Raw genomic sequence first — 26,770 nt, forward strand, 5'->3', positions numbered from 1 at the left:
GATCATGCACTCCGCGTGTTCTTGGTGTTCATCGCGCGCACATCCAGCACATCGGGCTGTTGTGCTTCATGCGGATGCTCGGCACCGGCATAAACGCGCAGATTGGTCATTTGCTGGCGCGACAGGGGGCCACCGGGCAGCATGCGCTTGACCGCTTGCATGACAACACGTTCCGGAAACTTGCCTTCCAGAATTTGACCAGTGGTGCGCGATTTGATTCCGCCGGGATGGCCAGTATGCCAGTAATTGGGCTTGTTGCGCTTGTTGCCAGTCAACTGCACCTTGTCGGCATTGATGACAATGACATTGTCGCCCATGTCCATATGCGGGGTGAAGGTTGCCTTGTGCTTGCCGCGCAAGCGCATTGCGATGATCGAAGCAAGACGGCCCAGAACGATGCCTTCTGCATCAATCAGGATCCATTTCTTTTCGATCTCCGCCGGTTTGGCTGTGTAGGTTTTCATGATGAGACCTTGCAGAGAGATTGAACATTGCCACATGCGGGTTGCATGCGGGATTGCTGCGTTTTAGGGGTTTTCGCAGTCAGGTCAAGCGGGAATTTTCCAATAAAATTGTTTTATTTCAATGATTTATTATTTAGGTATAATAATACCCCAAAAATAGCGACCCCTAGCGCAGTTTTGGCGGCACATCGGGGTCCATTCCGGGCGGTTTGGGCGCGGGCGCAACCTGCGGGCGGGGCAAATCGAACCGCAACCCCACACGCGCAAATTCCGCCGCCCGCCCGTCCGTGGATGAAATGAAGGTGACATCCAGCATGCCCGCCTCGATGCCCGAAAAGCTAAGGGCACCATGCACGGCACGCGCAAGCGCCCCCTCGGCCCCGTCTGCGGCATCGACAAAGGCCAGCATATGCCCCCGCCGCCCCCCGTCATATTGCGCGGCCACCAGATAGGCCATGTCGGCAAGCCCCTCCATGCGCGCAAGGCGTTGGTCCAGCGCGGTCAGCAGCGCTTCGGGCAGGCCCTTGGGCGGCAGCAGCGCTTGCGCGCGTTCGTGCAATTCCTCGGGGTGGTCGGCCAGCGTCTGGGCCAGCCAGTCCATGATTTCGGGCGGCAGCAACCGCGCCGATGGCGCAACCCCCAAATTCAACCCCAGCCCCAAAGGCGGCACACTGCCCGCCAGCATTTCCACCAGCGCCCGCCCCGAAAGCGCCGCATAGGGCGCAGGCAGGCCGGTAAATTCACTTAGCCGCTGTTCCAGATCGAACGCGACAACAATAGGCCCGTCTTCCAGCTCGAACACTTTGGGGGTTATGTTGTCGCCGGTGGCTTCGCTTTCCAGAAGCAGATACAACTCCCCCTCGACCAGCCGCGAATAAAACCGCAGGCGCGCGGCCACATCATCGGGCGCGGCCTCTGATGCGGCAAAAGCCTGATCCAGCAATGTCTCAGCCATGGCGGGTGCTCCTTCATTTCCCGCAGACAGCTAGACTGACCACGCCCTGATGGCAAGCCCGCGGGCCGCATGACGATGCATATGCCCGTTTCGGCGGCGCAGATGGAAATTAAGACCAGTATCATCGCGGCACTGGCGTAAATCAGGACGTCTTTCCCACTATGGTGGCAGGGCTGGAAACTGTTCCACCTTTGCGCCTGCATGCCGGAAATTCGCCACGCGCGGCAGGCATGCGCGCCTGCACTGCCCCTTGCCCAAACGCCCCCACGCCCCTAGCTGGGGCGCATCAAGAAGGGACCGCCCCTTCTGCCCCGATTTTAACAGGAGCCTGCACATGCTGCGCCACACCGCCTTGACCCTGACCCTTGCCGCGCTGCCCAGTCTTGCTTTTGCTGCCCCGCAAGACTGGTCGCCCCTGCTGGAACCCGCCCAACTTGCGGCGTATCTGGACAGCAACGAAGACATCCGCGTGATCCATGTTACCGGCGATTTTGAGCAGGGGCATATCCCCGGTTCTGCCTTCTCGCCCTATGCGCAATGGCGCGGTGGCCCCGACAACCCCGGTGCCCTGCGCGATGAACTTGAGTATGAGGCAGAGGCAACGCGCGTTGGCATCACGGCTGATATTCCAACTGTGATCGTGCATGCGGGCACCACCCCGTCAGACATGGGCGCAGCGGCGCGGGTATACTGGACGCTGAAATCCCTTGGCGTGCAGGATCTGGCGTTGCTGAACGGCGGGTTCGCGGCCTGGGCGGAAGCGGGCCTGCCCGTCTCCACGCAAGCGGTTGACCCCACAGTATCCGATTTTGTCGGGGAATGGTCGAATGAATGGTATATTTCAACTGCGGAAGTGGCCGAACTGGTCGATACTGGCGATGCGCGTCTGGTTGACAGCCGCCCCGAAGGCTTCTTTCAGGGGCTCACATGGTCCATCGCACGACCGGGGACTGTGCGCGGGGCCGAAAACCTTGAATTCTCGGATTTCTTCGAAGGCAACCGCATGGTTAGCCCGGATCGCGCCCGCGAAATCGCCACGCAGCAGGGCCTGACCGAAGCGCCCATCACAGTGTCGTTTTGCAATACCGGCCACTGGGCGGCGCTGAACTGGTTTGCGCTAAGCGAATTGGCAAATGTCGAAAACACCCGCCTTTACGCCGAAAGCATGGCCGAATATGCTGCCAGCGGGAATTCACTGGACAATGAACCCAGCCGCATTGCGTATCTGTGGATGTCTACCAAGCGTTGGGTTGACGGGTTGTTCTAAGCAAACCCGGCGTTTCCAAGGTTTTTGATGGCGCGCGCAAATTGCGCGCGTCACGCCATTCAGAAAGGTCCAACCATATGTTCATGCGCCGGTTTTCCGTGGCCCTGCTGTTGCTTGTGCTGACAGGGTTCACATTCATCATGGCGGGGCCGCGCGCGGGGCTTCTGGTCATGATTGGGCTTGGCTTCGGGCTGGTGCTGGAAGGGTTGCGCTTCGGCTTTGCCGGGCCATGGCGCATGATTGTAACCGACCGCGACGGGCGCGGATTGATCGCGCAATTCATCGCCATAGCCCTGGTGGCGGCTGTGGCATTCCCGCTGATGGCGGCCCATCCACAGGAACTGAACGGCGCGCATGCCCCTGTCGGGCTGGCCATGATACTGGGGGCGTTCGTGTTTGGCGCGGCCATGCAACTGGTCATGGGCTGCGGGTCGGGCACGCTGATAAACGCGGGCAGCGGCAATCTGGTGGGGTTGATCGCGCTGGCGGGGTTCATCATTGGCAGTTTCGCGGGCACAGTGCATCTGGGCTGGTGGACGGGCCTTGGCGCATTGCCGGTGATGTCGCTGCAAGGGATGCTGGGCGCGCAAGGCGGGCTGATCGTCACCTTGGCGGGGCTGGCCGCACTGGCGGTGGTTACCGCGCTGCGCGCGGCACCGGGCAAACGCCTTCCGCCTGCGCGCCTGTGGTGGGCTGCGGCGTTGATTGCGGCGCTGGCACTGGCCAATCTGGTGGTGGCAGGCCAGCCATGGGGCATTGTTTACGGGCTGGGGCTGTGGGGGGCCAAAATCGCGCAGGCGGGGGGCGCGGATGTCGGCGCGATAGCGTTTTGGGCGGCCCCCGGCAATGCTGCGCGCCTGGACGCATCCATCCTGACCGATGTCACATCACTGACCAATATCGGGCTGCTGGTGGGCGCGTTTGCCGTCATGCGCTGGCGCAGTGACCCCGGCGCGCCCGCGCAGGCGCTGACCGCCGGAACCTATGGCTGGGTGTTGCTGGCGGGCGTGGTGCTGGGCTATTCGGCGCGGCTGGCGTTCGGGTGCAATGTCGGGGCGTTCTTCAGCGGCATTTCCACAGGCTCGTTGCATGGCTGGGTCTGGATGGTGGCGGCCTTCGCAGGGTCCCTGCTGGGAATCAGGCTGCGCCCGCACATGCTGCGGCCCGCCTTCGCGCGCGGGGTGGCAGCATGACCGGGTTTCGCATGATGCCGCGCCCCGTGGTCGGCGGGCTTGCTGTGGGGCTGGTGCTGGTCATTCTGGCACTGGATCTGGCGCGCAGCGGTGCGCCGGACCTGTTCGCCGCCCCCGCCCCCTTCGCACTGGGATCGGGCGAGGCACCTACCGGCGCGCATTGCACGGGCAGCTGACCCTTCCCCCATCCGCCACGGCAATAGCCTGAGTTTCATCTGGCCCCGGCCGGTATTTTCTGATTTGCTGTGCGGGAAAACCCCACAGCAACAAGGATACGCCATGCGCAAGTTTCTGTTCACCCTGCCTGCCGTTCTGGCGCTATCGGCCTGTATTGAAGTGGACCTGTCCCTTGAAATTCTGGACGAAGATACCGCCCGCATGACAGGTTTCATGCAAATGCAACGCCAGGTCTTTGACATGAGCGGGGGGGACGGGTCGTTTTGTTCCGAAGAAGACGGCGGCACCCTGACCCTGACGGACACGCATGCGCGCTGCGATTTTGACCAGACCGGCACCTATGACGAAATCATGCGCCCTGACGGGGTTGATGCGCCCAATGACGACATGCAAGGCTCCATCACCCATCTGGGGGGCAACCGCACACAGGTCATGTTGCCGCTTAGCACCATTGCCGAAGATCTGGCTGGCGAAGATGCAGACCCCGCCATGATGGCGATGATGCGCCAGATGCTGGCGGGCATGTCCATCAGCCTGTCCGTGACCGGTGCCCGCATCGAAAGTTCCAGCGGCGTCATTTCCGAAGATGGCACCCGCGCGACAGTCACCCTCGATGTTGACAGCTATTTCGCCCCCGCCGCCGAAGCCCCGGGCGATTTCGACACGATCGTGGAATTCTGAACCAGCGTGTGGGGCACAAGCGCCAATCGCTTGTGCCCCACCATGCCTCAGGCGCTTTGATGCGCGCGCAGATAGGCCAGCAAGTGCCGCGTAGAGGGGTCTTTTGACGCCGCATCCGCCGCATCCCCCTCCAGCAAGGGGGCAAGTGCGACGGCCAGTTCCTTGCCCAGTTCCACCCCCCACTGGTCAAAGGAATTGATGCCAAGAACCACCCCTTCCACAAAGACGCGGTGTTCATACAGCGCAATGATCTGGCCAAGGGTAAACGGCGTCAATTGCGGGTAAACCAGCGTCGTGGACGGGCGGTTTCCGGGGAACACACGGTGGCGTGCCTGGCGGTCCAACTCCTCCCCCTCCAGCCCTTTGGCGGCCATGATCGCGCGCGCCTCCTCCAGGGTGCGGCCCCGCAACAGGGCCTCGGACTGGGCCAGACAATTGGCAGCCAACAGCCTGTGCTGATGCGCCAGATCCGGTTCATGCCCTTGCGCGGCCAGCAGGAATTCGCATGGCACAACGCGCGTCCCTTGATGGATCAGCTGGTAGAAGGCATGCTGGCCATTGGTGCCCGGCTCCCCCCAGACAACCGGCCCGGACTGGCGGTCCAGATCGCGGCCTGCCATATCCACGCGCTTTCCGTTGCTCTCCATCTCCAATTGCTGCAAATAGGCCGGCAACCGCGCCAGCCGCTGGTCATAGGGCAAAACCGCACGCGTGGCATGGCCGCAAATCTGGTTGTGCCACAAGCCGACCAAAGCCAGCAAAACCGGCATGTTCTGCTCCAGCGGGGCCTCACAGAAATGGGCGTCCATGGCCCGCCCGCCCGCCAGCATCGCCTCAAAATTCTGCGCGCCAACCGCCATCATCAGCCCCAGACCGATTGGCCCCCACATCGAATAGCGCCCGCCCACCCAATCCTCGAACCCGAAGACACGCTTTTGCGCAATCCCGAAGGCAGTGGTCTTGTCCAGCGCAGTGGACACAGCGGCAAATTGTGCGGCAGGGTCGGACACGCGCGCGCCCATCCACTCGCGCGCAGTGCGCGCATTGGTCATGGTTTCAATCGTGGTAAACGTCTTGGACGCAACGATCACCAGCGTGGTTTCAGGATCAAGCCCCCTCAACGTATCGGCAATATGCGCACCGTCCACATTGGACACATAATGCACACGCGGCCCGTCATGCCATGGCGCCAGCGCCAGCGTCGCCATCGCCGGGCCCAGATCGGACCCGCCAATGCCAATATTGACCACATCGGTGATGGCCCCGCCCTGTCCACGAAACCGGCCCTGCCGCACATCTTGCGCAAACCCATAGGCGCGCGCACGAATGGCGCGCAACCGCGCCATCACATCCACCCCGTCAACAGATATAACCGCCTCATCCCCCGCACGCTGGGCGATATGCAACACCGCGCGCGCTTCGGTTTCATTGATGCGCACCCCGCCAAACATGTCGGCACGCCGGTCCTCAACCCCGCACTCATGCGCCAGCGCCAGCAGCAACCGCCGCGCATCAGGGTCTATATTGGTCTTGGCGTAATCCAGCACCATCTCGCCCGCACGCACTGTAAAATCCGTGCCGCGGGATTCATCAGCGGCGAACAGGTCCAGAATATGCCGCCCCTCTGCCAAACGCTGATTCTTCGCCAGCTCGCCCCACACACTCATCGCCTGCCCCTTGTTGCTTGCACTGTTCCAACAGTTTTCATCTTGCCAAAAATACTCAAAAAAACCGGGGCGTCAGCCCCGGTCTTAAATCATTCCGCCCAATGCACCTGCGCCTGATCCAGAACACAGGCCACCGGCGCGTCCTGCGCGCGCAGTTTCTGCGCCCGTTCCAGCGCCGCGCGCTTTTCAGGCCCGGTAATCAGAATATGCACCCGCAGCGCCGATTTCAGGACCGGCGCGGTCAGGGTGATGCGCGGCTCGCCTGCGGCATCGGCACGCATGGCCATCAGGGGGGGCGCGTCGTTTTTCAACGCAAGCGCCAGATTGTCCGCGCCCGGAAACAAGCTGGCCGTGTGCATATCCGCCCCCATGCCCAGCAGCAGCACCGATAGCGGCACATGCACTGCCACGCCAGCGGCCAGATCGTCCAGCGCCTCTTCGGGGGTGGGCGTGTTGGCATAAAGCGGCACCAGTTTCGCGCCCGCAGCGCGCCCCGTCAGCAAACGCTCGCGCAGCAGCCGGGTGTTGGAGCGCGGGCTGTCTTCGGGCACCCAGCGTTCATCATTGAGCATGACCGCCACATTGCCCCAATCCAGATCCGCGCCCGACAGCGTGTCAAACACAGGCCCCGGCGTGGTGCCACCGGGCACCGACAGGCTGGCGCGTCCCGTGGCGCGCAGCGTTTCCCCCAATTCCGACGCAATACGCTGCGCCACGCGCAGCATCATCATTTCGCGGTCAGGATAGGTGTGCAATTCCATTATCTGATCTCCCGCCAGCGGCGTCCGTCCTTGTGCATCAGCATAAGCGCCCCTTCCGGCCCGGTTGATCCCGGCTCATAGGGTTCGGGCTGATCCTCGCGCTTTTCCCACGCGCCGATGACTGGATCAACCCATGCCCATGCGGCCTCCACCTCGTCGCCGCGCATGAACAGCGTCTGGTTGCCCCGGATCACATCCATGATCAGCCGTTCATAGGCGTCGGGAATATCCAGATCACTGCCCAGTGCCTCGGCAAAACTCATGTCCAGGGCCACATCCTTCAGGCGCATCCCCCCTGGCCCCGGTTCCTTGATCATCACGCGTAAATCCATACCTTCATCAGGTTGCAGGCGTATGACAAGCACGTTTTCGCGCCACTGGTTCGATTCGCCAAAAATCGAATGGGGCGGTTCCTTGAAGCTGACGGCAATTTCGGACACGCGCGATTTCAGGCGCTTGCCAGTGCGCAAATAAAACGGTGTGCCCTTCCAGCGCCAGTTGGACACATGCATCTTCAGCGCAATGAAACTTTCGGTGCGCGATGCGGGGTCGCCGCATTCGGTCAGGTAATCATCCTTGCCCGTGCTGCGGTATTGACCGCGCACAATTTCGGCAGGTGTCACAGGGTCCAGCGCGCGAATGACCTTCAGTTTTTCGTCGCGCATGGCGTCAGGTTCAAAACAATGGGGCGGCTCCATCGCAATCAGGCACAGCAATTGCATCATATGATTTTGCACCATGTCGCGCATTGCACCGGATTTGTCGTAATATTCGCCGCGTCCCCCCACACCCACAGTTTCGGCCACCGTGATTTGCACATGATCCACGAATTGCGCATTCCACAGCGGTTCAAACAGGATATTGGCAAAGCGCACGGCCATAAGATTCTGGACCGTTTCCTTGCCCAGATAATGGTCAATCCGGTAAATCTGATCCTCGTTGAAATACTCGGCCAGCGTCTGGTTCAGCGCGCGCGCGCTGGCCAGATCATTGCCAAAAGGTTTTTCAACCACGATTCGGGACTGGCGGTGCGCGATGCCGCGCGTGTGCAGGCGCTGCGCCAGATCGCCAAACAGCGCGGGCGCCACCGAGAAGTAGAACGCGCGCACCACATCCGCGCGCATTTTGCCCGCCAGTTCCTCCCAGCCATCTGTGCCGCGCGCATCAATAGTGACATAATCCAGCATGCCCAGAAAACTGTCGACAGTTGCCGGTTCCAGTTCCGCGGCAGGTAAAAATTCACTGAGCGCGTCGCGCACCGTGGCGCGAAACTCCGTCTGGGTAAAGCTGCTGCGCGCGGCCCCCACGATTGTGCAGCCTTCGGGGATCTGGCCTTCTTTCCATCTGCGAAACAGCCCCGGCAGGATTTTCCGCCGCGCCAGATCGCCTGTGGCACCAAATATAACAAGATCAAAACACTCTACCGGAATGACGCGAGCGACCATGAAACCCCTCCTGATCCTGCGGCGCAATGACCGCGTTAGCGCTATCATGCCCTGTCTAACCCGCCTGACAAAGGCTGTCCAGACATGGTTGCGTGCTGGCGTTGCGACAGCGCTGCAAATATCTATTCAACCGCACAGGCGGCAAAACCCCCGAAGGCCCGTTATTTGCGACCCCGGCGAAAATATCGCTTCAACAGCTGTAGCATGGCATATCATATTATGGATTTCACCCGCCGCAGCGCCCCCGCCCCCCGAATGCCGCAGGGGTGATGCAAATTGGGCATGTTCCCGCGCTGGCGGGGTGCGTTTTGCCCGGCGCATGCGCAAAATAAACATGTGACGCGGCGCGCATTTTCCCGAAAGCGTTTCGCATGTCGCGCATCCTGCAACAGTCCCAGAACCGGCCCTGCCCCGTTATGGCAGCGTTTTTTCCTGCGCGACAGCGCTGTCTGCGTCCGGGCCGCAGGATGCCCCCTGACGTCAACAGGGGCTATTGCGGTGAATATTCATCATCATCTGTCCAAAACTGGCCCGCAATGGCGGCGCCCCTTAGTAGATATAGCGAATCTGTTCGCCCCAGAACCGTTCAATCCTGCGCAGACTACGGGCGACACCGTCCAGCGCATCGAAATCGACAATCCCTTCGGCCTGCAATTCCTGTGCGTGGCGTTCAAACAGTGCCGAAACACGGTCACGCACCGCAACCCCCTTCGGCGTCAGGCGCACGCGCACGGCGCGGCGGTCAACGGGGCAGCGCTGATGGTGCATATACCCCTGTTCGACCAGCTTTTTCAGGTTATACGAGACGTTGGACCCTTGATAATACCCGCGCGATTTCAATTCGCCCGCTGTCACTTCATTCTCGCCAATGTTGAACAGCAACAACGCCTGAACAGGGTTCACATTCACAACCCCCAGACGTTCGAATTCGTCCTTGATCAGGTCCAGCATCAGCCGGTGCAACCGCTCCAGCAGCGCAAGATTTTCCAGATAGCGGCGCATGTATTCCGAACGCGCTGCCGTTCCCAGGTTTTGCTGAACACTCACCATCATCTCCATCATCGCGGCTCAGTGGCAAGAATGACAGCAACACCCAAATATTGGGTTAACCCGGCGGTGGACTATCCAGTTTTTGTGACACCTGCCGCGCGCGCAACCATGGACAGCATCGGCAGCAGGTCGTCAGGGGCCGTCTGCGCCCCTGTTACCCACAAATACAGGTCTTGATCATTTTCCGACAGCAGCCTGTCATAATCGTCCAGTTCAGGCGCGCTCAGGCTGTCCAGATGGCGGTCGGCGAAGGGACCAAGGATCAGGTCCATTTCCTTCATTCCGCGCCGCCAGGACCGCATGCGCAACATTTTCAACCGGGTCTGTTCGGGGGTCAGGGTCATTCAGATCGTCTCTTTCAGGATCATCCGCAGCCGTTTTTCCGCTTTTCCCATCCGGTTTGCAAGGCGCATCGTCTCGGCGCGCATGGCGCGCAAATCTTTCAGCAGGGCCTGTGCATCTTCAGCCAGTTCTTCGGGGGTTGCAGGTTCGGACACGCCTTCGCCTTCGCCTGTCAACAACCAGCCCATGGACACATTCAACAGCCCCGCAACCATTTGCAGCTTGTTGGCGCGCGGTTCTGACCGGTCGTTTTCCCACCCCGTCAGGGTTTGAAGCTTGATGCCCAACCGCCCGGCCAGTTGCGACTGTGTCAATCCCTGCGCTTCGCGCGCCGCTGTCAACCTGTCACCGAATGTGGCATGGTCAGGGGCATACCAGTCATTGGGCTGCGTCTGTTCGGTCATATCTCTTCCTTCCGGATTTGAACGGGATTGAATAATGCTTGAACGGGTGTCACGGGCAACCTATGACATGCACGCCCAAGATACAAATTTCTGCCCTGCAACGGAGTATGCCTCATGGCCTTCCTGTCCGACACTCTCTCTCGCGTTAAACCTTCGCCGACCATCGCGGTGACCACCAAGGCCGCGGAGTTGAAAGCCGCAGGCAAGGATGTCATCGGACTGGGCGCGGGTGAACCCGACTTTGACACGCCCGCCAACATCAAGGACGCGGCAAAAGCGGCCATTGATGCGGGAAAAACGAAATACACCGCCGTTGATGGCATTCCCGAATTGAAAAAAGCCATCTGCGCCAAGTTCAAGCGCGATAACGGGCTGGACTACACGCCCGCGCAAGTGACCATTGGCACAGGCGGCAAGCAGGTTTTGTATAATGCGCTGATGGCCACGCTGAATGCCGGCGATGAGGTGGTGATTCCCGCGCCCTATTGGGTCAGCTACCCGGACATGGTGCTGCTGGCGGGCGGCGAACCGGTGATTGCCGAAGCCACCGCAGACACAGCTTACAAACTGACGCCCGACGCGCTGGAAGCCGCGATCACGCCGAAAACCAAGTGGCTGATCTTCAACTCGCCGTCCAACCCCACTGGCGCGGGCTATACATGGGACGAATTGAAGGCGCTGACCGATGTGTTGCTGCGCCACCCCCATGTATGGGTCATGTCCGATGACATGTATGAACACCTTGTTTATGATGATTTCACCTTCTGCACCCCTGCCGAGGTTGAACCGAAACTGTATGACCGCACGCTGACTGTAAACGGCGTGTCAAAAGCCTATGCCATGACGGGCTGGCGCATTGGCTACGCGGCGGGGCCGGTGGAATTGATCAAGGCCATGGGCAAGATTCAGTCCCAATCCACATCGAACCCCTGTTCGGTCAGCCAATGGGCCGCGGTCGAGGCGCTGAACGGCCCGCAGGATTACATTGCCGAAAACAACAAGGTGTTCCAGCGCCGCCGCGATATGGTCGTGGACATGCTCAACGCCGCCGAAGGCATTGACTGCCCGGTGCCCGAAGGCGCGTTCTACGTCTATCCCAGCATCGCGGGCTGTATTGGCAAGACATCGGAAGGCGGCGCGCATATTGTCGATGATGAAGCCTTTGCAACCGCGCTGCTGGAAGAAACCGGCGTGGCGGTGGTGTTTGGCGCGGCCTTTGGGACATCGCCCTGCTTCCGCGTCAGTTACGCCACATCTGACGAGGCCCTGCGCGAAGCCTGCACGCGCATCCAGTCCTTCTGCGCAGGGTTGAAGTGACATGACGCAGGGCGCGCGCGGATATTATTTTCGCCCGCGCCCCAATGGCGCGATGCTGCTGCAAATCCGCCATGACCCGCGCTTGCGGCGCACGGAAATGCACCGCATCGCGGGGATTGAGGCCGCGACAGGCGAGGTGCGCGTGGCCCAGAACCACACCCTGACAGATGAAGAACACACGCTGATTGCGGATTGGCTGGCCCATGGCAACGGGCTGGACGGGCGCGCCGCGCGCGCCGTAACAGACATTGGCCATATCGCACATTGGGCGCAATTTCGCGCCAGCCCCGAAGAACTGGACGCGGCAACAGATGAATTGCTGTGGGCCATGCAGGATTTGCGCGAGGTTTTGGTGCGCAAGCTGGCGCAGCGCAGCACAGACTAAAATGTGCCGCATTCATTGGCATGCGCGCGGCTGACTGTTTGGTTGCCCGATAGAACGCACGCAACACGGGGCGGTTTCTTCAATCCGCATGTTCAACAGGCCCAAAACCGTTCCCGGTTTTGAGCTTATAAAACACTCAAAATCAATAAGTTAGAGGATATCGCGCAAAAGTGGAAACCACTTTTGCACGATATGCGCTAGCGCGTGCCCGCGTTCATTCGCATTCACGCGACCCACTCTAACCTTATGGTGTCGCATGTCTTTTTGCGCAAAACCGGGTCCCAGTTTTGCGCGACATGCTCTAGCCGAATGCATCGGGTTCGGACGCCTTGCGCTTGTCCACGAAAGCTTGCAGCGCCTCGGCAATGGCCGGGTCAAGGGCGGGTTGCTGATAATCGCCCAGCATTTTCGCCACCCGCGCACTGGCCAGCGCTTGCGTGTCGCGCGCGCCTTCTTCGTCCCATGTCTCGAAGGGTTTGTAATCCAGCAGGTCGGACCGCCAGAAGGCGGATTTGAAGTTCTCCTGCGTGTGGTTGCACCCCAGAAAATGCCCGCCCGGCCCTACTTCGCGCAGCGCGTCCATGGCTTGGCCATTGTCCGACATATCCACCCCACGCGCCAGATGGTGCAGCGCGCCCAGCTGGTCGGCATCCATGACGAATTTCTCATATGATGACACCAACCCGCCTTCCAGCCAGCCGCAGGCATGCAGCATGAAATTCACCCCCGCCAGAAGCGCCATGTTCAGGCTGTTGGCGGTTTCATAGGCGGCCTGCGCATCGGGCAGTTTTGACCCGCAAAACGACCCCCCCGACCGGTAGGGCAACCCCAGTCGCCGCGCCAGTTGCCCCGCGCCATAGGTAATCAATGACGCTTCGGGCGTGCCAAAGGTGGGCGCGCCGGAATTCATGTCGATGGAGGTGACGAAGGCGCCGAAAATCACCGGCGCGCCAGGGCGCACCAGCTGGCTATAGGCCACGCCCGCCAACACCTCGGCCAGAACCTGTGTCAGGGTGCCCGCAACCGTGGTGGGGGCCATCGCCCCCCCCACAATAAAGGGCGAGATGATGCAGGCCTGATTGGCGCGCGCATAGATTTCCAGCGCCCCCATCATCACGGAATCAAATGTCAGCGGGCTGTTGATATTGATCAGCGACGTCATGACCGTATTCTGGTCAACGAAATCGCCCCCGAATAACAGTTTCGCCATTTCCACCGAATCCGCAGCGCGCACGGGTTCGGTGACCGACCCCATGAAGGGCTTGTCGGAATACAGCATATGCGCCTGCAACATATCCAGATGGCGCTTGTTCACGGCCACGTCAGTGGGTTCGCACACAGTGCCGCCCGAATGGTGCAGCCATTTCGACATATAGCCCAGCTTCACGAAATTGCGGAAATCTTCCATCGTGGCATAGCGCCGCCCGCTGGCCGCATCGCGCACAAACGGCGGGCCATAGACTGGCGCCAGCACCAGATTGCGCCCGCCAATATCGACATTGCGGGCGGGGTTGCGGGCATGCTGGGTGAAACTGGCGGGCGCTGTGGCGCATAGCTGGCGCGCAAGGCCGCGCGGTATGCGCACCCGTTCGCCCGACACCTCGGCGCCGGCGGCACGCCAGCGGTCCAGCGCTTCGGGGTTATCCACGAAATTTACGCCGATTTCGGCCAGCACAGTTTCAGCGTTAGCTTCGATGATGCACAGCGCTTCTTCGTTCAACACGTCAAAATCAGGAATGTTGCGGGTGATAAAACGCGCGGTTTCCACGCTGACGGCACTGCGCGCGGCGCGCCGTGCTGCCCCCCCGCCCCCGCGTCCGCGCCGTGCTGCCGCCTGTTCTGCTGCTTCTGTCATGTGTTGGACACCCCGCCCTTTTGCATGGTCGCCCAGGTCCGCCGGAATATGCCAAAGCAAACCGGCGGAACAGGGCGTGCTGATTCATGCCATCTTGATACTTGCCTTCGCGCTGTGCCAATCGCCGGTTTGCGGCGCAATAGGGTCCAAAGCGACATCGCGCTTTCGCGCTTGGCTGGACAGCGCAGGTCCAAAGGGTTAAGTGGTGCGTCAAGACCTTGGGTCAAAGGCCGCAGGAGGAAACGCCACCCCCCCGAAGCCGCGGAACACTCCGCGCAGAATTAGGCCCTTTGGGCTTGATAATTCTTGAACCGCATCATCTTCTCACCATATCAAACCCTCTCGCCGCTATCGGCGTGGATTGTGACCGGAGCCTTGCCATGCTGGATATGCCTGCCATTCGTCAGGATTTGCGCGCGATTTATGATCTGGCCCCAAACCCGGAACTGGCCGCCAGCATGGGGGCGGAATACGCGCGCATGTCGCGGGTTGTCTCGCCCGTGGACTGGGCCATTCACGCACCCTATGTGGCCGCCATCAACACGTTGAAAAAACAACGCAATGCTGCCATTCTGGCGCATAATTACATGACACCCCAGATTTTCCATGGTGTGGCCGATGTGGTGGGCGACAGCCTGCAACTGGCGATCGAGGCAACGCGCACGCAGGCTGATGTCATCGTGCAATGCGGTGTGCATTTCATGGCGGAGACATCGAAAATCCTGAACCCCGCGAAAACGGTTCTGATGCCCGATATGGCCGCGGGCTGTTCGCTGGCCGACAGCATTACCGCCGAGGGTGTGGCGCAAATGCGCGCGCGCTATCCCGGCGCGCCCGTGGTGACCTATGTCAACACCACCGCCGAGGTGAAGGCCGCATCTGACATTTGCTGCACATCGTCCAATGCAGTGCAGATCATCCGCGCGCTGGATGCCCAAACCATCATCATGACGCCCGATAAGTATCTGGCGCAGAATGTGGCCGCGCAGGTGCCCGAAAAGCGCATTGTGTGGTGGGATGGGTCGTGCATCGTGCATGAACAATACACTGCGCAGGATATCCGCGACTTCCGCGACTGGAACCCCGGCACCCGGATCATAGCCCACCCCGAATGCCCCCCCGATGTGGTGGCCGAGGCTGATTTTTCCGGCTCTACCGCAGGAATTCTGGACTATGTCAGCCGCGAACGCCCCGACCGCGCCATGTTGGTGACCGAATGTTCCATGGCGTCAAACATCTCGGATGCGCACCCGGATGTGGAATTCATCGGGCCATGCAACATGTGCCCCTATATGAAAATGATTACGCTGGAAAAGGTGTTGTGGTCGCTGCACACCATGACCACCCCCATTGAGGTTGACCCCGCTGTGGCCGACAAGGCGCGTCTGGCAGTGCAGCGCATGATTGACCTTTCAGCGAAGAAGGCCTGAACGGGTGTTGCGCACGGACCGTGTGGTTATTGTGGGCGCGGGGCTTGGCGGGTTATATGCGGCGTTGTCGCTGGCACCGCACCCCGTGCTTGTCATCTCGCCCGAGGCGTTGGGCGAAGGGGCATCATCAGCCTGGGCGCAGGGCGGGGTCGCGGCCGCAATGGCCGCCCATGACAGCCCCGAAGCCCATGCCAGCGACACGTTGGCAGCGGGTGCAGGCACGGTTGATGCGGGTGTGGCCAGCATGGTCACCCTGGCCGCGCGGGACCATATCCTTGACCTTGCCGCACGCGGCACCCCGTTTGACCGCGATGCGGACGGGCAGTTCCAGCTAAACCATGAAGCCGCGCATTCCACAGCGCGCGTTGTGCGCGTCAAGGGCGATCAGGCGGGCAAGAAGATCATGGAAACGCTGATTGCCACAGTGCGCGCCACACCATCAGTGCAGGTGATGGAAGGCGTCGTGGCGCAGGCGCTGGACGTGGCAGACGGGCGCGTGACAGGCATATGGCTGGCGCGCGCGGCGGGCGGGTCGCAGGCCGTGCAACTGGGCGCACCGGCAGTGTTGCTGGCCGGTGGCGGCTCGGGCGGGTTATACGCGCTGACCACCAACCCGCCGCGCATTCGCGGGCAGGTCATGGGGCTGGCGGCGCGTGCAGGGGCCATGATGGCCGATATGGAATTCATCCAGTTCCACCCCACAGCCATGGATCTGGGTCTGGACCCTGCCCCCCTTGCCACCGAAGCGCTGCGCGGTGCTGGGGCGCGGCTGGTGAATGATCAGGGCGTGTATTTCATGGATGGCCAGCACCCGCTGGGCGACCTTGCGCCACGCGACATTGTGGCCCGGGCAGTGTTTGCCCAGATGCAGGCAGGGCAACGCCCCATGCTGGATATGCGCGCCGCTGGCGCAGGGGGGCAGTTGGCGCAGCGCTACCCTGCGGTGTTTGACGCCTGCAGACGCGCGGGGCTGGACCCTTGCGCAGCGCCCGTGCCTGTGGCGGCAGCGGCACATTACCATATGGGCGGAGTTTCCACCGACCGGCAGGGCCGTTCCAGCTTGCCAGGGCTGTGGGCCTGCGGCGAAGCGGCGTCCACGGGGTTGCACGGGGCGAACCGTCTGGCCTCGAACGGGGTTCTGGAAGCGCTGGTTTTCGCGCGTGCGGCGGCTGCCGATATGGCGCTGGGGCTGAACGGCCCGTCCGATGTGCCCGCAGTCGCGCTGGACTTTCCTGCGGGCGGGGTGGGGCTGGATGGCAGTGCGGTCACGCAGTTGCGCCAGACCATGAGCGCGCATGTCGGTGTGCGGCGCACCGCGCAAGGGTTGGCGGTCGCGCTTTCGGTGCTGGAAGATCTGGAAAACACCTATGCAGACAGCCCCGATTTCAGGAATATGTGTGCCACTGCGACGATGATTGCCGCCAGCGCCTATGCGCGGTGCGAAAGCCGCGGCGCCCATTGGCGCGATGACTTCCCGCAGGCCGACCCCGCGCAGGCCCATCGCAGTTTTATGACCTTTGAACAGGCGCGCGCCTTGCGCGCCACTGTCAGGATGCCACAGGAATGACCGACTTCCCCCCTTTGCCCGATCTGTTGCTGGAACCGCTGGTGCGCGCGGCGCTGCTGGAAGATCTTGGCCCCAATGGCGATGTGACAACGCGCGCGGTCATCGGGCAGGACGTGCGCTACCGCGCGGCGGTGAATGCGCGCGATGCGGGCGTGGTGTCGGGCGTGCAACTGGCCTGCATTGCCTTCCGGTTGGTGGACCCGGACCTGAAGATTGATGTTCTGGCACCGGACGGGACGCAGGTTGCAGCGGGCCAGACCATCCTGACACTGGACGGCGCGGCCGCATCCATCTTGTCGGGCGAAAGGGTGGCGCTGAATTTTGCAGGCCGCCTGTCGGGGATTGCCACCCTGACAGCGGCCTTTGTGGCGCAGGCGGCGGGAACAAAGGCGCGCATCACCTGCACGCGCAAGACAACGCCGGGGCTGCGTGTGGTTGAAAAGCAGGCTGTGCTGCATGGCGGCGGGTTTGCGCATCGGTTCGGGCTTTCGGATGCGATCCTGATCAAGGACAACCATATTGCGGCGGCGGGGGGGATTGGCCCCGTTTTGCGCGCCGCGCGCGCGCGCGCCAGCCACATGATGCGCGTTGAAATTGAAGTGGACCGGCTGGACCAGTTGCAACAGGTGCTGGACACGGGCGGCGCGGATGTGGTGTTGCTGGACAATATGGATACACAAACGCTGGCGCGCGCAGTGTCCATGGTGGCCGGACGTCTGGTGACGGAAGCCTCGGGGAACATGCGGCTGGCCCGTATTGCTGAAGTGGCGGCAACAGGGGTTGATTACATTTCAGTGGGCGCATTGACGCATTCCGCGCAGGTGCTGGATCTGGGGCTGGATTTCTAGGGCGGTCATGCAGGCGGCACCCTGCCCGTGGGGCGGCACGCCCCACCCGCCCCCCCTTGCGCACCACCCCACGGGCAGAATGCCGCCTGTTGCGCCCATGCGTTGGTTGAACCATATCAGGGTGGCCGCTACGCATGACATCGCACGCCTGCGGTCTGGCCCCGGCGCGGGCATGATGTCAGGTTTTGTGCAGCACTGCGCGCGCGGTTCCACGCGCAGGCCCCGGGCCGCTGTCAAAAGGGTAGGATGGATGCAATGGCACTGATCACCAACCGTATGACCAGCGCAGCACTGGCCCTGTGTGTGGTCGGTCAGGTCGCGCAGGCCCATCCCCATATCTTTGTGGAAGCGCAGTTTGATCTGATCCTTGACGCAAATGGCCAGCCCGAAGCCTTGCGCATATACTGGGAATATGACCCGTTTTTTTCCATGCTTCTGGTCAGCGATCTGGGGCTTGACCCAAGTTTCAGCGGCACCGTGACCGAAGCGGAACGCCCGCGTCTGGACGGGTTCGACATGAATTGGATTGACGGGTATCATGGCGACACCCATGTGGCGCAGGACGGGCGCGCGCTTGGGTTAAGCGGCCCTGTGGACTGGACATCGGATTATGTGGAGGGGCAATTGCGCTCCTCGCATTTGCGCCGGTTTGACGAGCTGCCCGAACCGGGGGTCGAATGGACCGTCTCCATCCATGACCCAAGTTATTACACCAGCTATACCTTGACCACGATACCGAAGGTCATTGGCGACGCGCGCTGCGAGATGCGGATATTCGAACCCGACTGGGACGCGGCGGGCACGCAACTGGACGCGGCCCTTGACGAATTGCTGGCCGCAGGCGGCGATATGGAGGCCGAATTTCCCCCTGTTGGCGCCCTGTTTTCCGAGGAGGTCCGCATCCTATGCGCGCCGCCATCTTGACACTGGCCGCGCTGGGGACGCTTGCGTTGCTGGTGCTGTGGGGCGCGGACGGGCTGAACGGCGTCAGTGATTGGGCGCAAGCGGCGCAGCACAGGTTCCAGTCACAGCTGGCAGACGGGTTGCGCGCCTTGCATGCGGGCCAGCCGGGCGCGTTGGTGGCGTTGTGGGCGATGTGCTTTGCCTATGGCGTTGCCCATGCCGCCGGGCCGGGGCATGGAAAGTTCCTGCTGGGGGCATATGGTGCAGGCACCCGCGCCCCCATGGGGCGGCTGATGGGCGTCGGGCTTGCGGCTTCCGTTGCGCAAGGGATCAGCGCGGTGGTGCTGGTCTATGGCGGGGTGCTGGTGTTCAATGCCACGCGGGCCAGTGTCCAGCATATGGGCGAAGTCTGGCTGGACCGTGCCAGCCTTGTGGCCATTGCCATGGTGGGGCTGTGGCTGGTGTGGCGCGGGGCGCGACGGTGCCTGCGCGCACAGGGGCGTGCCGGGCCGGTCAGCACGCATGGGCCTGACGCGGGGATATGCGACACCTGCGGTCACCGCCATGGCCCCAGTGTGGAAGACGTGGCGCAGTTGCAAGGCTGGCGCGACGCTGCAGCGCTGATCGGGGCAATTGCGCTGCGCCCCTGCACCGGCGCGTTGTTTCTGCTGATCCTGACATGGCGCATGGGGCTGGTCTGGCAAGGTATCGCTGGGGCGCTGGTCATGGCGCTTGGCACGGCATCGGTGACGATGGGGGTTGCGGCGCTGGCGGTGCTGGCGCGCGATGGCGCATTGGGGGCGGCGCGGCGTCTGGGGCGCGTGTCGGGACTTGTGCCGGTGCTGGAACTGGGCGCGGGGCTGATCATCGTGATTTTGGCGCTGAACATGTTAAAAAACCTATGACCCCCCTTGCCGTAAGTGTCACCGCGCGCGTAAAGCGTGGCGCATGATGTGGCGAACACACCCTTTCGGAAAGGACTTGCGCGCAGTGCTTGCACTGGGGGTGCCGCTGGCCGGCAGCCATCTGGCGCAATTTCTGCTGGCAGTCACCGATACCATCATGCTGGGCTGGTATGGGGTGCTTGATCTGGCAGCCGGTGTCATAGGGGCGGCGCTGTTTTTCACAGTGTTCATATTCGGCACCGGCTTTGCCAATGCAGTCATGCCCATGGTGGCCACGGCAGCCGCATCAGATGACGACGCAGAGGTGCGCCGCACCACCCGTATGGGGCTTTGGCTGTCTATCGCGTTTGGCATCGGGGTGTTGCCGTTTTTCTGGTTCTCGGGCGCATTTCTGACGCTTGTGCGCCAGCCTGTCGATGTGGTGCCCCTTGCCGAAGCCTATTTGCGGATTATCGGGTTTTCGATGGTGCCTGCGCTGGCGGTGATGGTGCTGAAAAACTATCTGGCAGCGCTGGGGCGCACACAGATTGCGCTGTTGCTGACATTGGGTGCGGTGGTGCTGAATATCGGGCTGAACTGGGTTTTGATTTTCGGCAATCTTGGTGCGCCCGAACTGGGCGTGCGCGGGGCGGCGCTGGCGTCCATTGGGGTGCAGCTTGCCACGATTGCGGGATTGGCGCTGTATTGTGCAATGCTGCCCGCGCTGCGGCGCTATGCGCTGTTTCAACGCTTCTGGCGGCCCGATTGGGTGGCGATGGGCCTTGTGTGGCGGTTGGGCTGGCCCATCGGGGTGGCCCTGGTTGCGGAAACGGCGCTGTTTTCGGCGGCGGCCGTGATGGTGGGCTGGCTGGGCACGCATGAATTGGCCGCGCATGGCATCGCGCTGGAAATCACGGCGTTGTTGTTCATGGTGCATCTGGGCTTTTCCAATGCGGGCACAGTGCTTGTGGGGCGTGCGCGCGGGCAGCGCGACCAGCGCGCGTTGCGCGGGGCGGCGCTGGCGGCCAGTTTTGTGTCGATCAGTTTCGCGCTGACCACCATGGTGGTGTATATCGGTTTTGGCCCGCAACTTGTGGGCGTGTTCCTTGGGCCTGATGAACCGGCGCGCGACACGATTATTGCCATTGGCGCGTCATTTCTGGTGATTGCCGCGTTCTTTCAACTGGCAGATGGTGCGCAGGTCATGGGCATGGGGTTGTTGCGCGGCGTGCAGGACACGCGCATGCCCATGTGGATTGCGGCCTTCAGCTATTGGGGGCTGGGCCTGCCTGTGGCCTATGTGCTGGGCATTCGTCTGGGCTGGGGCGGCGAGGGGATATGGGCCGGGCTTGCGGTCGGGCTAAGTGCGGCAGCGCTGGCGTTGATGTGGCGGTTCTGGCGCGGGCCGGGGCGCAGCAATGCCACCCCATGGGCCGCAAACAGCTAGCCAAGCAGGAGAAGGTTGCCCAAAAGTGGGAACCGGTTTTGAGTTTCTCGAACCTTGAAAATCAATAAGTTATGGTATGTGGCGGGAATGCGGATGAACGCGACATACCCTAGCCCACATCCACGGCGCGCGCTTCCAGCACGTCAAACGGCACCCCCGGTTCGGCCTTCGCGCAGCGAATGACCAGCGAGGTCTTGACAGTTGCCACATTGTCGGCGGCCAGCAGGTCTTCGGTCAGGAAGCGCTGAAAACTGGACAGGTCAGGGGCCACGCATTTCAGGATGAAATCAATCTCGCCATTGAGCATGTGACATTCGCGCACGAAGGGCCAATCCCGGCAGCGTTGTTCAAACCGCGACAAATCGGCCTCGGCCTGAGAATTCAGGCCCACCATTGCGAAGACCTGCACCTCGAAGCCCAGATCGCGCGCATTGACCTGCGCGTGATAGCCGCGAATATACCCCGCATCTTCCAGCGTGCGCACCCGCCGCAGGCAGGGCGGCGCCGAAATTCCCACACGCTTGGCCAGTTCGACATTGGTCATGCGGCCATCGGCCTGCAATTCCGCCAAGATCTTGCGGTCAATGGGATCAAGCTTGCTGCCTGACATGCGAACTCTCCTTGATATTTGCGCCTTATGTATGCCGAAGCAGGCGCACGCGCAATAATCTTTCAAAGTTGCGCAATAAATTGTTCGCAGCCCCGCCGCACGCAATGGGCACCATCAATGGGCCTTGTGCTGACCCTCTACATGCCTACATTGCGCCTGAACGACAGTGATGAAGGACATGACCATGACGGACACCCGCCACACACGGCTATTGATCATCGGCTCTGGCCCTGCGGGCTATACTGCGGCGGTCTATGGCGCGCGCGCGATGCTGGAACCAGTGCTGGTGCAGGGCATTCAACCCGGCGGGCAACTGACAATCACCACTGAAGTGGAAAACTGGCCCGGCGATTCCATGGTCACAGGGCCGGACCTGATGGTGCGCATGGAAGCGCATGCGCGCGAAATGGGCACCGAAATCATCTCGGACCATATTGCGGAACTGGACCTGTCCAAGCGCCCCTTCACCGCCAAGGGCGACACGGGCACCACCTATACCGCCGATGCCATTGTGCTGGCCACAGGCGCGCAGGCGCGCTGGCTGGGCCTGCCGTCCGAGGAGAAATACAAGGGTATGGGCGTATCCGCCTGCGCCACCTGTGACGGGTTCTTCTATCGCGGCAAGGAAGTCGTGGTCATTGGCGGGGGCAATACCGCTGTGGAAGAAGCGCTGTTTCTGACCAATTTTGCGTCCAAGGTCACCTTGGTGCACCGCCGCGACAGCCTGCGTGCGGAAAAAATACTGCAGCACCGTTTGCTGAACCACCCCAAGATTCAGGTTCTGTGGGACCACAATCTGGACGAGGTTCTGGGCGATTCTGCCGCCCCCGGTGTCGAAGGGGTGCGCCTGCGCCATGTCGCCACAGGCACGACACAGGACATCGCCTGCGCGGGTGTGTTCATCGCCATCGGCCACAGCCCCGCCAGCGCGCTGGTCAAGGACCAGCTGAAAATGCAGGAAGGCGGTTATGTCTGGGTGGAACCGGGCAGCACGCGCACCTCAATCCCCGGTGTGTTTGCCGCAGGCGACCTGACCGACCACACCTATCGTCAGGCCGTGACCAGCGCGGGGATGGGGTGCATGGCTGCGCTGGACGCGGAAAAATATCTGGCCGAACAGGGCTGACGTCCCCACCCGGACGCATATCGGGCCAGGATGGGGGAATGCCCCCTGTCTTGGCATGTCCCAAATGCGTCATCGGTGCGTTGTGCCACTGGTGCAGCCCCGACAGCGGGCCTATACTGGGGGTATGAAAAAACTTCTGACGACACTTTTTCTTCTGCCCGCCCCCGCCATGGCCGATTGCGTCGTGCTGCTGCACGGGCTGGCACGCAGCGAGCATTCGATGGCTGTGATGGAAGAAGCGCTGCAACTGCACGGCTACCAGACTGTCAATCACGGCTACCCGTCAACGGCTGCGCCCATAAACGAGCTGTTGGGGCATGTGGGGCTGGCCGTGCAGGACTGCGACGCTGGCCCGGTGCATTTTGTAACCCATTCCATGGGCGGCATTCTGGCGCGGGGCTGGCTGGCACGCAACCGCCCCCAACACATGATGGGCCGCGTGGTCATGCTGGCACCGCCCAATCACGGGTCGGAACTGGTCGATTATTTTTCCGATATTGAAGCTTTTTCATGGATCAACGGCCCCGCCGGTCTGGAACTGGGCACCAGCGACGACTCCACCCCGCAGACCCTGCCCGCCTTTCCCAGTTATGACCTTGGCATCATCGCAGGGGATGTGTCGCTGAACCCGCTTTTATCTGCGCTGATCGACGGGGCGGATGATGGCAAAGTGTCGGTCGAAAGCACCAGACTGGACGGAATGCGCGACCATATCGTGATTTCGGCAACGCATACATTCATCATGAACAACCCGCTTGTCATTGCCCATACGCTGGAATTTCTGGAAGAAGGCCAGTTTGACCATGACATGACCCTGCCCGACGCGCTGCGCTATCTGGCCACGCCCACCCCGTTGGGCAGCCTGACAGAACCGGGCGCGTTCCAATCCATGCTGGAGCGCAACGTGCTGCAGCATATGCCCGATCAGGACACGCTAAGCCGCTGGGTCAAACCCGATATTCTGCGCAACCTGACGCCCGCGCCCGAAAACGGCGGCTGACCGCAGCGGTCTAGCCTTTCGGGCGCAGGATATGGTTCACATGCCCCATCTTGCGCCCCGCGCGGCGTTCGGGTTTGCCATACAGATGCACCGCCGCATCCCGCGTTTTCAGCAACGCAGGCACCCTGTCCATATCATCCCCGATCAGGTTTTCCATGACCACATCTGCATGACGCCCGCCATCCCCCAAGGGCAGGCCCACAACCGCGCGGATATGCTGTTCAAACTGGTCAACCGCACAGCCATTCTGTGTCCAATGGCCAGAATTATGCACGCGTGGCGCAATTTCATTGACCACCAGCCCGTCAGCGGTAACAAACAATTCCACGCCCAGAACGCCCACATAGTCCAGCGCATTCAGAATGCGCGCCGCCATCAACACAGCATCACTGCGCAACGCAGGCGAAAGGCGCGCAGGCACGCGGGTTTCGCGCAATATCCCGTCCTGATGCAGGTTTTCACCGGGGTCATAGGCCGCCACTTCGCCCGTCAGGCCACGCGCTGCGATGACAGACACTTCATGGCTGAAGCTGACAAACCCTTCCAGAATGGCGGGGGCAGCTTGCACGGCGTCCCATGCGGCGGCTGCGTCATCGGGGGTTTGCAACCGCGCCTGCCCCTTGCCATCATAGCCCAGACGGCGGGTTTTCAGGATGGCAGGGGTGCCAATCGCGGCCAGCGCGGCGTTCAGGTCGGCCGCGCTGCTGACAGCGGCATAGGGCGCGGTCTGCAAGCCCAGATCGCGCAGAAAATCCTTCTCGGTCAAGCGGTCCTGTGACACCGCCAGCGCCCGCCTGCCCGGACGAATGGGGCGCAGCGGTTCCAGCACATCCAGCGTGGCAGTGGGGATATTCTCAAACTCAAACGTAATCACATCAACACCGGCGGCAAAGTCGCGCAGGGCGCGCGCATCATCCCAAGGGGCCGTCACCACCTTTTCAGCGACATGGCCCGCAGGCGGTTGCGGCGCCGGGTCAAAGATGTGGCAGCGATAGCCAAGCCGCGCCGCCGCCACTGACAGCATGCGCCCCAATTGCCCGCCGCCCAGAATGCCGATCACCCGGCCCGGTTCAAGCGCTTCACTCATCAATCGGTTCCTCTGGTATGGAGGCGGACAGATCACTGCGCCACTTGTCCAGCCTTGCGGCAATCTCCGCATCATTCAGCGCCAGAATGCCCGCCGCCAACAGCGCCCCGTTTGCCGCCCCTGCGGCCCCGATGGCCATTGTCGCCACTGGAAAACCGCGCGGCATTTGCAAAATGGAATACAGGCTGTCGACCCCCGACAAGGCGCGGGTCTGAACCGGCACGCCAATGACCGGCACGCGGGTTTTTGACGCCATCATGCCGGGCAAATGCGCAGCCCCCCCCGCCCCTGCAATAATGACCTGCAAGCCGCGCGCAACCGCTGTGCGCCCGTAGTCCCACAGGCGGTCAGGCGTGCGATGCGCGGAAACGATTCGGCACTCGTAGGGTATGCCCAGTTCATCCAGCACTGTTGCCGCGTCACGCAAGGTCGGCCAGTCGGACTGGCTGCCCATGATGATTCCCACCTTCACACCTGACATCTTGCCCCCGCAAAAAAATGATTGCGCGCACTATAGCGATGGGCCGCGCAGGTGCAATTGCATCAGGCAATGATATCGGGGGTCAGTTCATCCTCGATGCGGGAAATCTGGTCCTTCAGGCGCAGTTTTTCCTTCTTCAGGCGCTGGATGGTCAATTGCTGCAACGCGCCCTTTTCCTGCAAGGCGTCAATCGCCTCGTCCAGATCACGGTGTTTCTGGCGCAACACTTCCAGTTTGACGCGCAGCACGCCTTCATGATCCAATTCCACAGGAGAGTTCATTTTTGCCCGTCATCTTTTTGTAACCTGCCTGCACAATAGCCGGAAATTCCGCGTCGCAAAAGCTTTTGTGCAATTGGGCGCGGATTCATCTTTCAAGGCGGGCATATCTTGCGGTTTGGCATATCGGCCCCATATATTTAACCAAGGCCGCCGCGACGGGGCCTGCAGCAATGTCGCTTATGAAAGGGCCGGGCTGATGAGCAAACTTACATTTCCGTCCCACCCCTTGTTATTGGGGTTTGACCAGCTTGAACGCCTTGTGGAACGCACGGCACGCACGGGCGCAGATGGTTATCCCCCCTTCAATATTGAAGTGACGGGCAAGAACAGCTTTCGCATTACCCTTGCACTGGCGGGGTTTGGCGAACAGGATCTGGCCATCACGGTGGAAAAACGGCAGCTTATGGTGCGCGGCCAACAGCAGGACGACACCAGGGAAGACCGCGTTTTTCTGCACCGTGGCATCGCCGCGCGCCAGTTCCAGCGGGTTTTTGCCCTGGCCGAAGGGGTTGATGTGGATCAGGCTCGTTTGGAAAACGGCCTTTTGCATATCGACCTGATCCGTCAGGAACCCGAAGACACGGTGCAAACCATCGCAATCAAGCGGGGCTAGCGCATCGCAGTGTCACGCGACGTTAAGGTTTATGCCGTAACCTGCGAAGGTTGCGGGCGTGCATCGGGGAACACCAGTTCCCGCACCCGGCATCAAGGAAAGGATACCCCTATGGAAAATGCCTATCCCGTGAAATCATCCAACCGGCCCATCGTCTATGTCCGGCCCATCAAGGCCAGCGACCTGCCCGAAGAAATTCGCGCGCAATTGCCTGATGTTGTGCAGCTATATGCAATTCACCACGAAGAAGGCGAGCAAATGGCAGTGGTCACCGACCGGACATTGGCCTTTGTCATGGCGCGACAGAATGATTACACCCCGGTCAGCGTGCACTGAGCTGCGCGCCCAAAAGCTGCGGGGGCAGTGATACACGCAGTTTGAACGCGTTTCCTGAACGTGCAAGAACGCCCCCCTTCGGGGCGTTTTTTAGAGAGTATCGCGTTCATTCGCATTCACGCCATCCACTCTAACCTTATTGTGTCGCATGTCTTTTTGCGCAAAACCGGGTCCCACTTTTGCGCGACATGCTC

General features: G+C 61.5%; 29 protein-coding genes. 16 read left to right on the plus strand and 13 right to left on the minus strand.

Annotated elements, in window-relative coordinates:
- Nucleotides 1-2 precede the first annotated feature (2 nt).
- Complete coding sequence (gene rplM, locus ACTZWY_RS15805) at nucleotides 3-464, minus strand: 50S ribosomal protein L13 (RefSeq protein ID WP_444791667.1); 462 nt, start codon at nucleotides 462-464, stop codon at nucleotides 3-5.
- Between the two features lie 166 nt (nucleotides 465-630).
- Complete coding sequence (locus ACTZWY_RS15810; protein WP_444791668.1) at nucleotides 631-1,419, minus strand: SseB family protein; 789 nt, start codon at nucleotides 1,417-1,419, stop codon at nucleotides 631-633.
- A 334-nt stretch (nucleotides 1,420-1,753) separates the two neighbouring features.
- On the opposite strand from ACTZWY_RS15810, the gene ACTZWY_RS15815 reads away from it, so the two are divergent.
- The 4 genes from ACTZWY_RS15815 to ACTZWY_RS15830 all read left to right on the plus strand — a co-directional run bounded on the left by ACTZWY_RS15815 (nucleotide 1,754) and on the right by ACTZWY_RS15830 (nucleotide 4,737).
- On the plus strand, nucleotides 1,754-2,686 hold the full coding sequence (locus tag ACTZWY_RS15815; RefSeq protein ID WP_444791669.1) for a sulfurtransferase: 933 nt from the start codon (nucleotides 1,754-1,756) through the stop codon (nucleotides 2,684-2,686).
- Between the two features lie 83 nt (nucleotides 2,687-2,769).
- Entirely contained in the window at nucleotides 2,770-3,879 is a 1,110-nt protein-coding gene (locus ACTZWY_RS15820; protein ID WP_444791697.1) for a YeeE/YedE thiosulfate transporter family protein, read from the plus strand.
- Nucleotides 3,876-4,055: a hypothetical protein gene (locus ACTZWY_RS15825; protein WP_444791670.1), complete on the plus strand. Its 180-nt coding sequence runs from the start codon at nucleotides 3,876-3,878 to the stop codon at nucleotides 4,053-4,055. The genes ACTZWY_RS15820 and ACTZWY_RS15825 overlap by 4 nt, the downstream gene beginning before the upstream one ends.
- Before the next feature lie 103 nt (nucleotides 4,056-4,158).
- On the plus strand, nucleotides 4,159-4,737 hold the full coding sequence (locus tag ACTZWY_RS15830) for a hypothetical protein (RefSeq protein ID WP_444791671.1): 579 nt from the start codon (nucleotides 4,159-4,161) through the stop codon (nucleotides 4,735-4,737).
- A gap of 47 nt (nucleotides 4,738-4,784) precedes the next feature.
- Here the strand turns inward: ACTZWY_RS15830 and pgi are convergent, their stop codons facing one another.
- The 6 genes from pgi to ACTZWY_RS15860 all read right to left on the minus strand — a co-directional run bounded on the left by pgi (nucleotide 4,785) and on the right by ACTZWY_RS15860 (nucleotide 10,406).
- On the minus strand, nucleotides 4,785-6,404 hold the full coding sequence (gene pgi, locus ACTZWY_RS15835) for a glucose-6-phosphate isomerase (RefSeq protein ID WP_444791672.1): 1,620 nt from the start codon (nucleotides 6,402-6,404) through the stop codon (nucleotides 4,785-4,787).
- 89 nt (nucleotides 6,405-6,493) lie between these two features.
- Nucleotides 6,494-7,165, minus strand: coding sequence for a 6-phosphogluconolactonase (pgl, locus tag ACTZWY_RS15840; RefSeq protein ID WP_444791673.1), 672 nt, complete (start codon nucleotides 7,163-7,165; stop codon nucleotides 6,494-6,496).
- Nucleotides 7,165-8,610: a glucose-6-phosphate dehydrogenase gene (gene zwf, locus ACTZWY_RS15845; RefSeq protein WP_444791674.1), complete on the minus strand. Its 1,446-nt coding sequence runs from the start codon at nucleotides 8,608-8,610 to the stop codon at nucleotides 7,165-7,167. Before zwf ends, pgl begins: the two co-directional genes overlap by 1 nt.
- 549 nt (nucleotides 8,611-9,159) lie before the next feature.
- The gene (locus ACTZWY_RS15850; protein WP_444791698.1) at nucleotides 9,160-9,663 is read right to left on the minus strand and encodes a MarR family winged helix-turn-helix transcriptional regulator; all 504 of its coding nucleotides are present in this window, start codon (nucleotides 9,661-9,663) and stop codon (nucleotides 9,160-9,162) included.
- 68 nt (nucleotides 9,664-9,731) lie between these two features.
- Nucleotides 9,732-10,004 (minus strand): succinate dehydrogenase assembly factor 2, encoded by a 273-nt coding sequence (locus ACTZWY_RS15855; protein ID WP_444791675.1) that lies wholly within the window; start codon nucleotides 10,002-10,004, stop codon nucleotides 9,732-9,734.
- Entirely contained in the window at nucleotides 10,005-10,406 is a 402-nt protein-coding gene (locus ACTZWY_RS15860; protein WP_444791676.1) for a helix-turn-helix domain-containing protein, read from the minus strand.
- A 114-nt stretch (nucleotides 10,407-10,520) separates the two neighbouring features.
- On the opposite strand from ACTZWY_RS15860, the gene ACTZWY_RS15865 reads away from it, so the two are divergent.
- Nucleotides 10,521-11,723 (plus strand): pyridoxal phosphate-dependent aminotransferase, encoded by a 1,203-nt coding sequence (locus ACTZWY_RS15865; RefSeq protein ID WP_444791677.1) that lies wholly within the window; start codon nucleotides 10,521-10,523, stop codon nucleotides 11,721-11,723.
- A 1-nt stretch (nucleotide 11,724) separates the two neighbouring features.
- Nucleotides 11,725-12,108: a hypothetical protein gene (locus ACTZWY_RS15870; protein ID WP_444791678.1), complete on the plus strand. Its 384-nt coding sequence runs from the start codon at nucleotides 11,725-11,727 to the stop codon at nucleotides 12,106-12,108.
- 301 nt (nucleotides 12,109-12,409) lie between these two features.
- On the opposite strand, the gene ACTZWY_RS15875 is transcribed toward ACTZWY_RS15870, so the two are convergent.
- Nucleotides 12,410-13,963, minus strand: a complete 1,554-nt coding sequence (locus ACTZWY_RS15875; protein ID WP_444791679.1) for a trimethylamine methyltransferase family protein — start codon at nucleotides 13,961-13,963, stop codon at nucleotides 12,410-12,412.
- 380 nt (nucleotides 13,964-14,343) lie between these two features.
- On the opposite strand from ACTZWY_RS15875, the gene nadA reads away from it, so the two are divergent.
- From nadA to ACTZWY_RS15905, 6 genes are all read left to right on the plus strand, one after another.
- Nucleotides 14,344-15,393, plus strand: a complete 1,050-nt coding sequence (nadA, locus tag ACTZWY_RS15880; RefSeq protein WP_444791680.1) for a quinolinate synthase NadA — start codon at nucleotides 14,344-14,346, stop codon at nucleotides 15,391-15,393.
- 4 nt (nucleotides 15,394-15,397) lie between these two features.
- On the plus strand, nucleotides 15,398-16,960 hold the full coding sequence (locus ACTZWY_RS15885) for an L-aspartate oxidase (protein WP_444791681.1): 1,563 nt from the start codon (nucleotides 15,398-15,400) through the stop codon (nucleotides 16,958-16,960).
- Nucleotides 16,957-17,808: a carboxylating nicotinate-nucleotide diphosphorylase gene (nadC, locus tag ACTZWY_RS15890; RefSeq protein ID WP_444791682.1), complete on the plus strand. Its 852-nt coding sequence runs from the start codon at nucleotides 16,957-16,959 to the stop codon at nucleotides 17,806-17,808. The genes ACTZWY_RS15885 and nadC overlap by 4 nt, the downstream gene beginning before the upstream one ends.
- 255 nt (nucleotides 17,809-18,063) lie before the next feature.
- Nucleotides 18,064-18,732 (plus strand): DUF1007 family protein, encoded by a 669-nt coding sequence (locus ACTZWY_RS15895; RefSeq protein WP_444791683.1) that lies wholly within the window; start codon nucleotides 18,064-18,066, stop codon nucleotides 18,730-18,732.
- Nucleotides 18,714-19,616, plus strand: coding sequence for a nickel/cobalt transporter (locus tag ACTZWY_RS15900; RefSeq protein ID WP_444791684.1), 903 nt, complete (start codon nucleotides 18,714-18,716; stop codon nucleotides 19,614-19,616). The genes ACTZWY_RS15895 and ACTZWY_RS15900 overlap by 19 nt, the downstream gene beginning before the upstream one ends.
- A gap of 46 nt (nucleotides 19,617-19,662) precedes the next feature.
- Entirely contained in the window at nucleotides 19,663-21,042 is a 1,380-nt protein-coding gene (locus ACTZWY_RS15905) for an MATE family efflux transporter (protein WP_444791699.1), read from the plus strand.
- Nucleotides 21,043-21,151: 109 nt separating this feature from the next.
- Here the strand turns inward: ACTZWY_RS15905 and ACTZWY_RS15910 are convergent, their stop codons facing one another.
- Nucleotides 21,152-21,652 carry an Lrp/AsnC family transcriptional regulator gene (locus ACTZWY_RS15910; protein ID WP_444791685.1) on the minus strand — a complete coding sequence of 167 codons (501 nt, stop codon included), beginning with the start codon at nucleotides 21,650-21,652 and terminating at the stop codon, nucleotides 21,152-21,154.
- A gap of 184 nt (nucleotides 21,653-21,836) precedes the next feature.
- Here ACTZWY_RS15910 and trxB point away from each other — a divergent pair, with 184 nt between their 5' ends.
- Together trxB and ACTZWY_RS15920 are read left to right on the plus strand one after the other, a co-directional pair.
- The gene (gene trxB, locus ACTZWY_RS15915; RefSeq protein WP_444791686.1) at nucleotides 21,837-22,778 is read left to right on the plus strand and encodes a thioredoxin-disulfide reductase; all 942 of its coding nucleotides are present in this window, start codon (nucleotides 21,837-21,839) and stop codon (nucleotides 22,776-22,778) included.
- 124 nt (nucleotides 22,779-22,902) lie between these two features.
- Complete coding sequence (locus ACTZWY_RS15920) at nucleotides 22,903-23,778, plus strand: esterase/lipase family protein (RefSeq protein ID WP_444791687.1); 876 nt, start codon at nucleotides 22,903-22,905, stop codon at nucleotides 23,776-23,778.
- Between the two features lie 10 nt (nucleotides 23,779-23,788).
- Here the strand turns inward: ACTZWY_RS15920 and ACTZWY_RS15925 are convergent, their stop codons facing one another.
- From ACTZWY_RS15925 to ACTZWY_RS15935, 3 genes are all read right to left on the minus strand, one after another.
- Nucleotides 23,789-24,865: a 5-(carboxyamino)imidazole ribonucleotide synthase gene (locus tag ACTZWY_RS15925; RefSeq protein ID WP_444791688.1), complete on the minus strand. Its 1,077-nt coding sequence runs from the start codon at nucleotides 24,863-24,865 to the stop codon at nucleotides 23,789-23,791.
- Complete coding sequence (gene purE, locus ACTZWY_RS15930; protein ID WP_444791689.1) at nucleotides 24,858-25,346, minus strand: 5-(carboxyamino)imidazole ribonucleotide mutase; 489 nt, start codon at nucleotides 25,344-25,346, stop codon at nucleotides 24,858-24,860. Before purE ends, ACTZWY_RS15925 begins: the two co-directional genes overlap by 8 nt.
- Nucleotides 25,347-25,408: 62 nt before the next feature.
- A complete protein-coding gene (locus ACTZWY_RS15935) occupies nucleotides 25,409-25,627 on the minus strand; it encodes a YdcH family protein (RefSeq protein ID WP_444791690.1) in 219 nt (72 codons plus the stop codon).
- 196 nt (nucleotides 25,628-25,823) lie between these two features.
- Between ACTZWY_RS15935 and ACTZWY_RS15940 the strand changes: the two genes are divergently transcribed.
- Both ACTZWY_RS15940 and ACTZWY_RS15945 read left to right on the plus strand, forming a co-directional pair.
- On the plus strand, nucleotides 25,824-26,240 hold the full coding sequence (locus tag ACTZWY_RS15940) for an Hsp20 family protein (RefSeq protein WP_444791691.1): 417 nt from the start codon (nucleotides 25,824-25,826) through the stop codon (nucleotides 26,238-26,240).
- A gap of 111 nt (nucleotides 26,241-26,351) precedes the next feature.
- On the plus strand, nucleotides 26,352-26,576 hold the full coding sequence (locus ACTZWY_RS15945; RefSeq protein ID WP_444791692.1) for a DUF1150 family protein: 225 nt from the start codon (nucleotides 26,352-26,354) through the stop codon (nucleotides 26,574-26,576).
- The last annotated feature ends 194 nt before the right edge of the window (nucleotides 26,577-26,770 follow it).

The sequence above is a fragment of the Roseinatronobacter sp. NSM genome, assembly GCF_052379845.1.
Taxonomy (GTDB): Bacteria; Pseudomonadota; Alphaproteobacteria; order Rhodobacterales; family Rhodobacteraceae; genus Roseinatronobacter.

Excerpts from the sequence above, each read along its gene's own strand:
- ACTZWY_RS15830 (WP_444791671.1), top strand. The coding sequence starts at position 4,159 with ATGCGCAAGTTTCTGTTCACCCTGCCTGCCGTTCTGGCGCTATCGGCC.
- ACTZWY_RS15850 (WP_444791698.1), bottom strand. The coding sequence starts at position 9,663 with ATGATGGTGAGTGTTCAGCAAAACCTGGGAACGGCAGCGCGTTCGGAA.
- ACTZWY_RS15910 (WP_444791685.1), bottom strand. The coding sequence starts at position 21,652 with ATGTCAGGCAGCAAGCTTGATCCCATTGACCGCAAGATCTTGGCGGAA.
- zwf (WP_444791674.1), bottom strand. The coding sequence starts at position 8,610 with ATGGTCGCTCGCGTCATTCCGGTAGAGTGTTTTGATCTTGTTATATTT.
- trxB (WP_444791686.1), top strand. The coding sequence starts at position 21,837 with ATGACGGACACCCGCCACACACGGCTATTGATCATCGGCTCTGGCCCT.
- ACTZWY_RS15865 (WP_444791677.1), top strand. The coding sequence starts at position 10,521 with ATGGCCTTCCTGTCCGACACTCTCTCTCGCGTTAAACCTTCGCCGACC.
- ACTZWY_RS15875 (WP_444791679.1), bottom strand. The coding sequence starts at position 13,963 with ATGACAGAAGCAGCAGAACAGGCGGCAGCACGGCGCGGACGCGGGGGC.
- nadC (WP_444791682.1), top strand. The coding sequence starts at position 16,957 with ATGACCGACTTCCCCCCTTTGCCCGATCTGTTGCTGGAACCGCTGGTG.
- ACTZWY_RS15900 (WP_444791684.1), top strand. The coding sequence starts at position 18,714 with ATGCGCGCCGCCATCTTGACACTGGCCGCGCTGGGGACGCTTGCGTTG.
- ACTZWY_RS15870 (WP_444791678.1), top strand. The coding sequence starts at position 11,725 with ATGACGCAGGGCGCGCGCGGATATTATTTTCGCCCGCGCCCCAATGGC.
- ACTZWY_RS15920 (WP_444791687.1), top strand. The coding sequence starts at position 22,903 with ATGAAAAAACTTCTGACGACACTTTTTCTTCTGCCCGCCCCCGCCATG.
- ACTZWY_RS15940 (WP_444791691.1), top strand. The coding sequence starts at position 25,824 with ATGAGCAAACTTACATTTCCGTCCCACCCCTTGTTATTGGGGTTTGAC.
- ACTZWY_RS15905 (WP_444791699.1), top strand. The coding sequence starts at position 19,663 with ATGTGGCGAACACACCCTTTCGGAAAGGACTTGCGCGCAGTGCTTGCA.
- ACTZWY_RS15855 (WP_444791675.1), bottom strand. The coding sequence starts at position 10,004 with ATGACCCTGACCCCCGAACAGACCCGGTTGAAAATGTTGCGCATGCGG.
- pgl (WP_444791673.1), bottom strand. The coding sequence starts at position 7,165 with ATGGAATTGCACACCTATCCTGACCGCGAAATGATGATGCTGCGCGTG.
- ACTZWY_RS15860 (WP_444791676.1), bottom strand. The coding sequence starts at position 10,406 with ATGACCGAACAGACGCAGCCCAATGACTGGTATGCCCCTGACCATGCC.
- purE (WP_444791689.1), bottom strand. The coding sequence starts at position 25,346 with ATGTCAGGTGTGAAGGTGGGAATCATCATGGGCAGCCAGTCCGACTGG.
- ACTZWY_RS15820 (WP_444791697.1), top strand. The coding sequence starts at position 2,770 with ATGCGCCGGTTTTCCGTGGCCCTGCTGTTGCTTGTGCTGACAGGGTTC.
- pgi (WP_444791672.1), bottom strand. The coding sequence starts at position 6,404 with ATGAGTGTGTGGGGCGAGCTGGCGAAGAATCAGCGTTTGGCAGAGGGG.
- ACTZWY_RS15935 (WP_444791690.1), bottom strand. The coding sequence starts at position 25,627 with ATGAACTCTCCTGTGGAATTGGATCATGAAGGCGTGCTGCGCGTCAAA.
- rplM (WP_444791667.1), bottom strand. The coding sequence starts at position 464 with ATGAAAACCTACACAGCCAAACCGGCGGAGATCGAAAAGAAATGGATC.
- ACTZWY_RS15895 (WP_444791683.1), top strand. The coding sequence starts at position 18,064 with ATGGCACTGATCACCAACCGTATGACCAGCGCAGCACTGGCCCTGTGT.
- ACTZWY_RS15925 (WP_444791688.1), bottom strand. The coding sequence starts at position 24,865 with ATGAGTGAAGCGCTTGAACCGGGCCGGGTGATCGGCATTCTGGGCGGC.
- ACTZWY_RS15810 (WP_444791668.1), bottom strand. The coding sequence starts at position 1,419 with ATGGCTGAGACATTGCTGGATCAGGCTTTTGCCGCATCAGAGGCCGCG.
- nadA (WP_444791680.1), top strand. The coding sequence starts at position 14,344 with ATGCTGGATATGCCTGCCATTCGTCAGGATTTGCGCGCGATTTATGAT.
- ACTZWY_RS15825 (WP_444791670.1), top strand. The coding sequence starts at position 3,876 with ATGACCGGGTTTCGCATGATGCCGCGCCCCGTGGTCGGCGGGCTTGCT.
- ACTZWY_RS15815 (WP_444791669.1), top strand. The coding sequence starts at position 1,754 with ATGCTGCGCCACACCGCCTTGACCCTGACCCTTGCCGCGCTGCCCAGT.
- ACTZWY_RS15945 (WP_444791692.1), top strand. The coding sequence starts at position 26,352 with ATGGAAAATGCCTATCCCGTGAAATCATCCAACCGGCCCATCGTCTAT.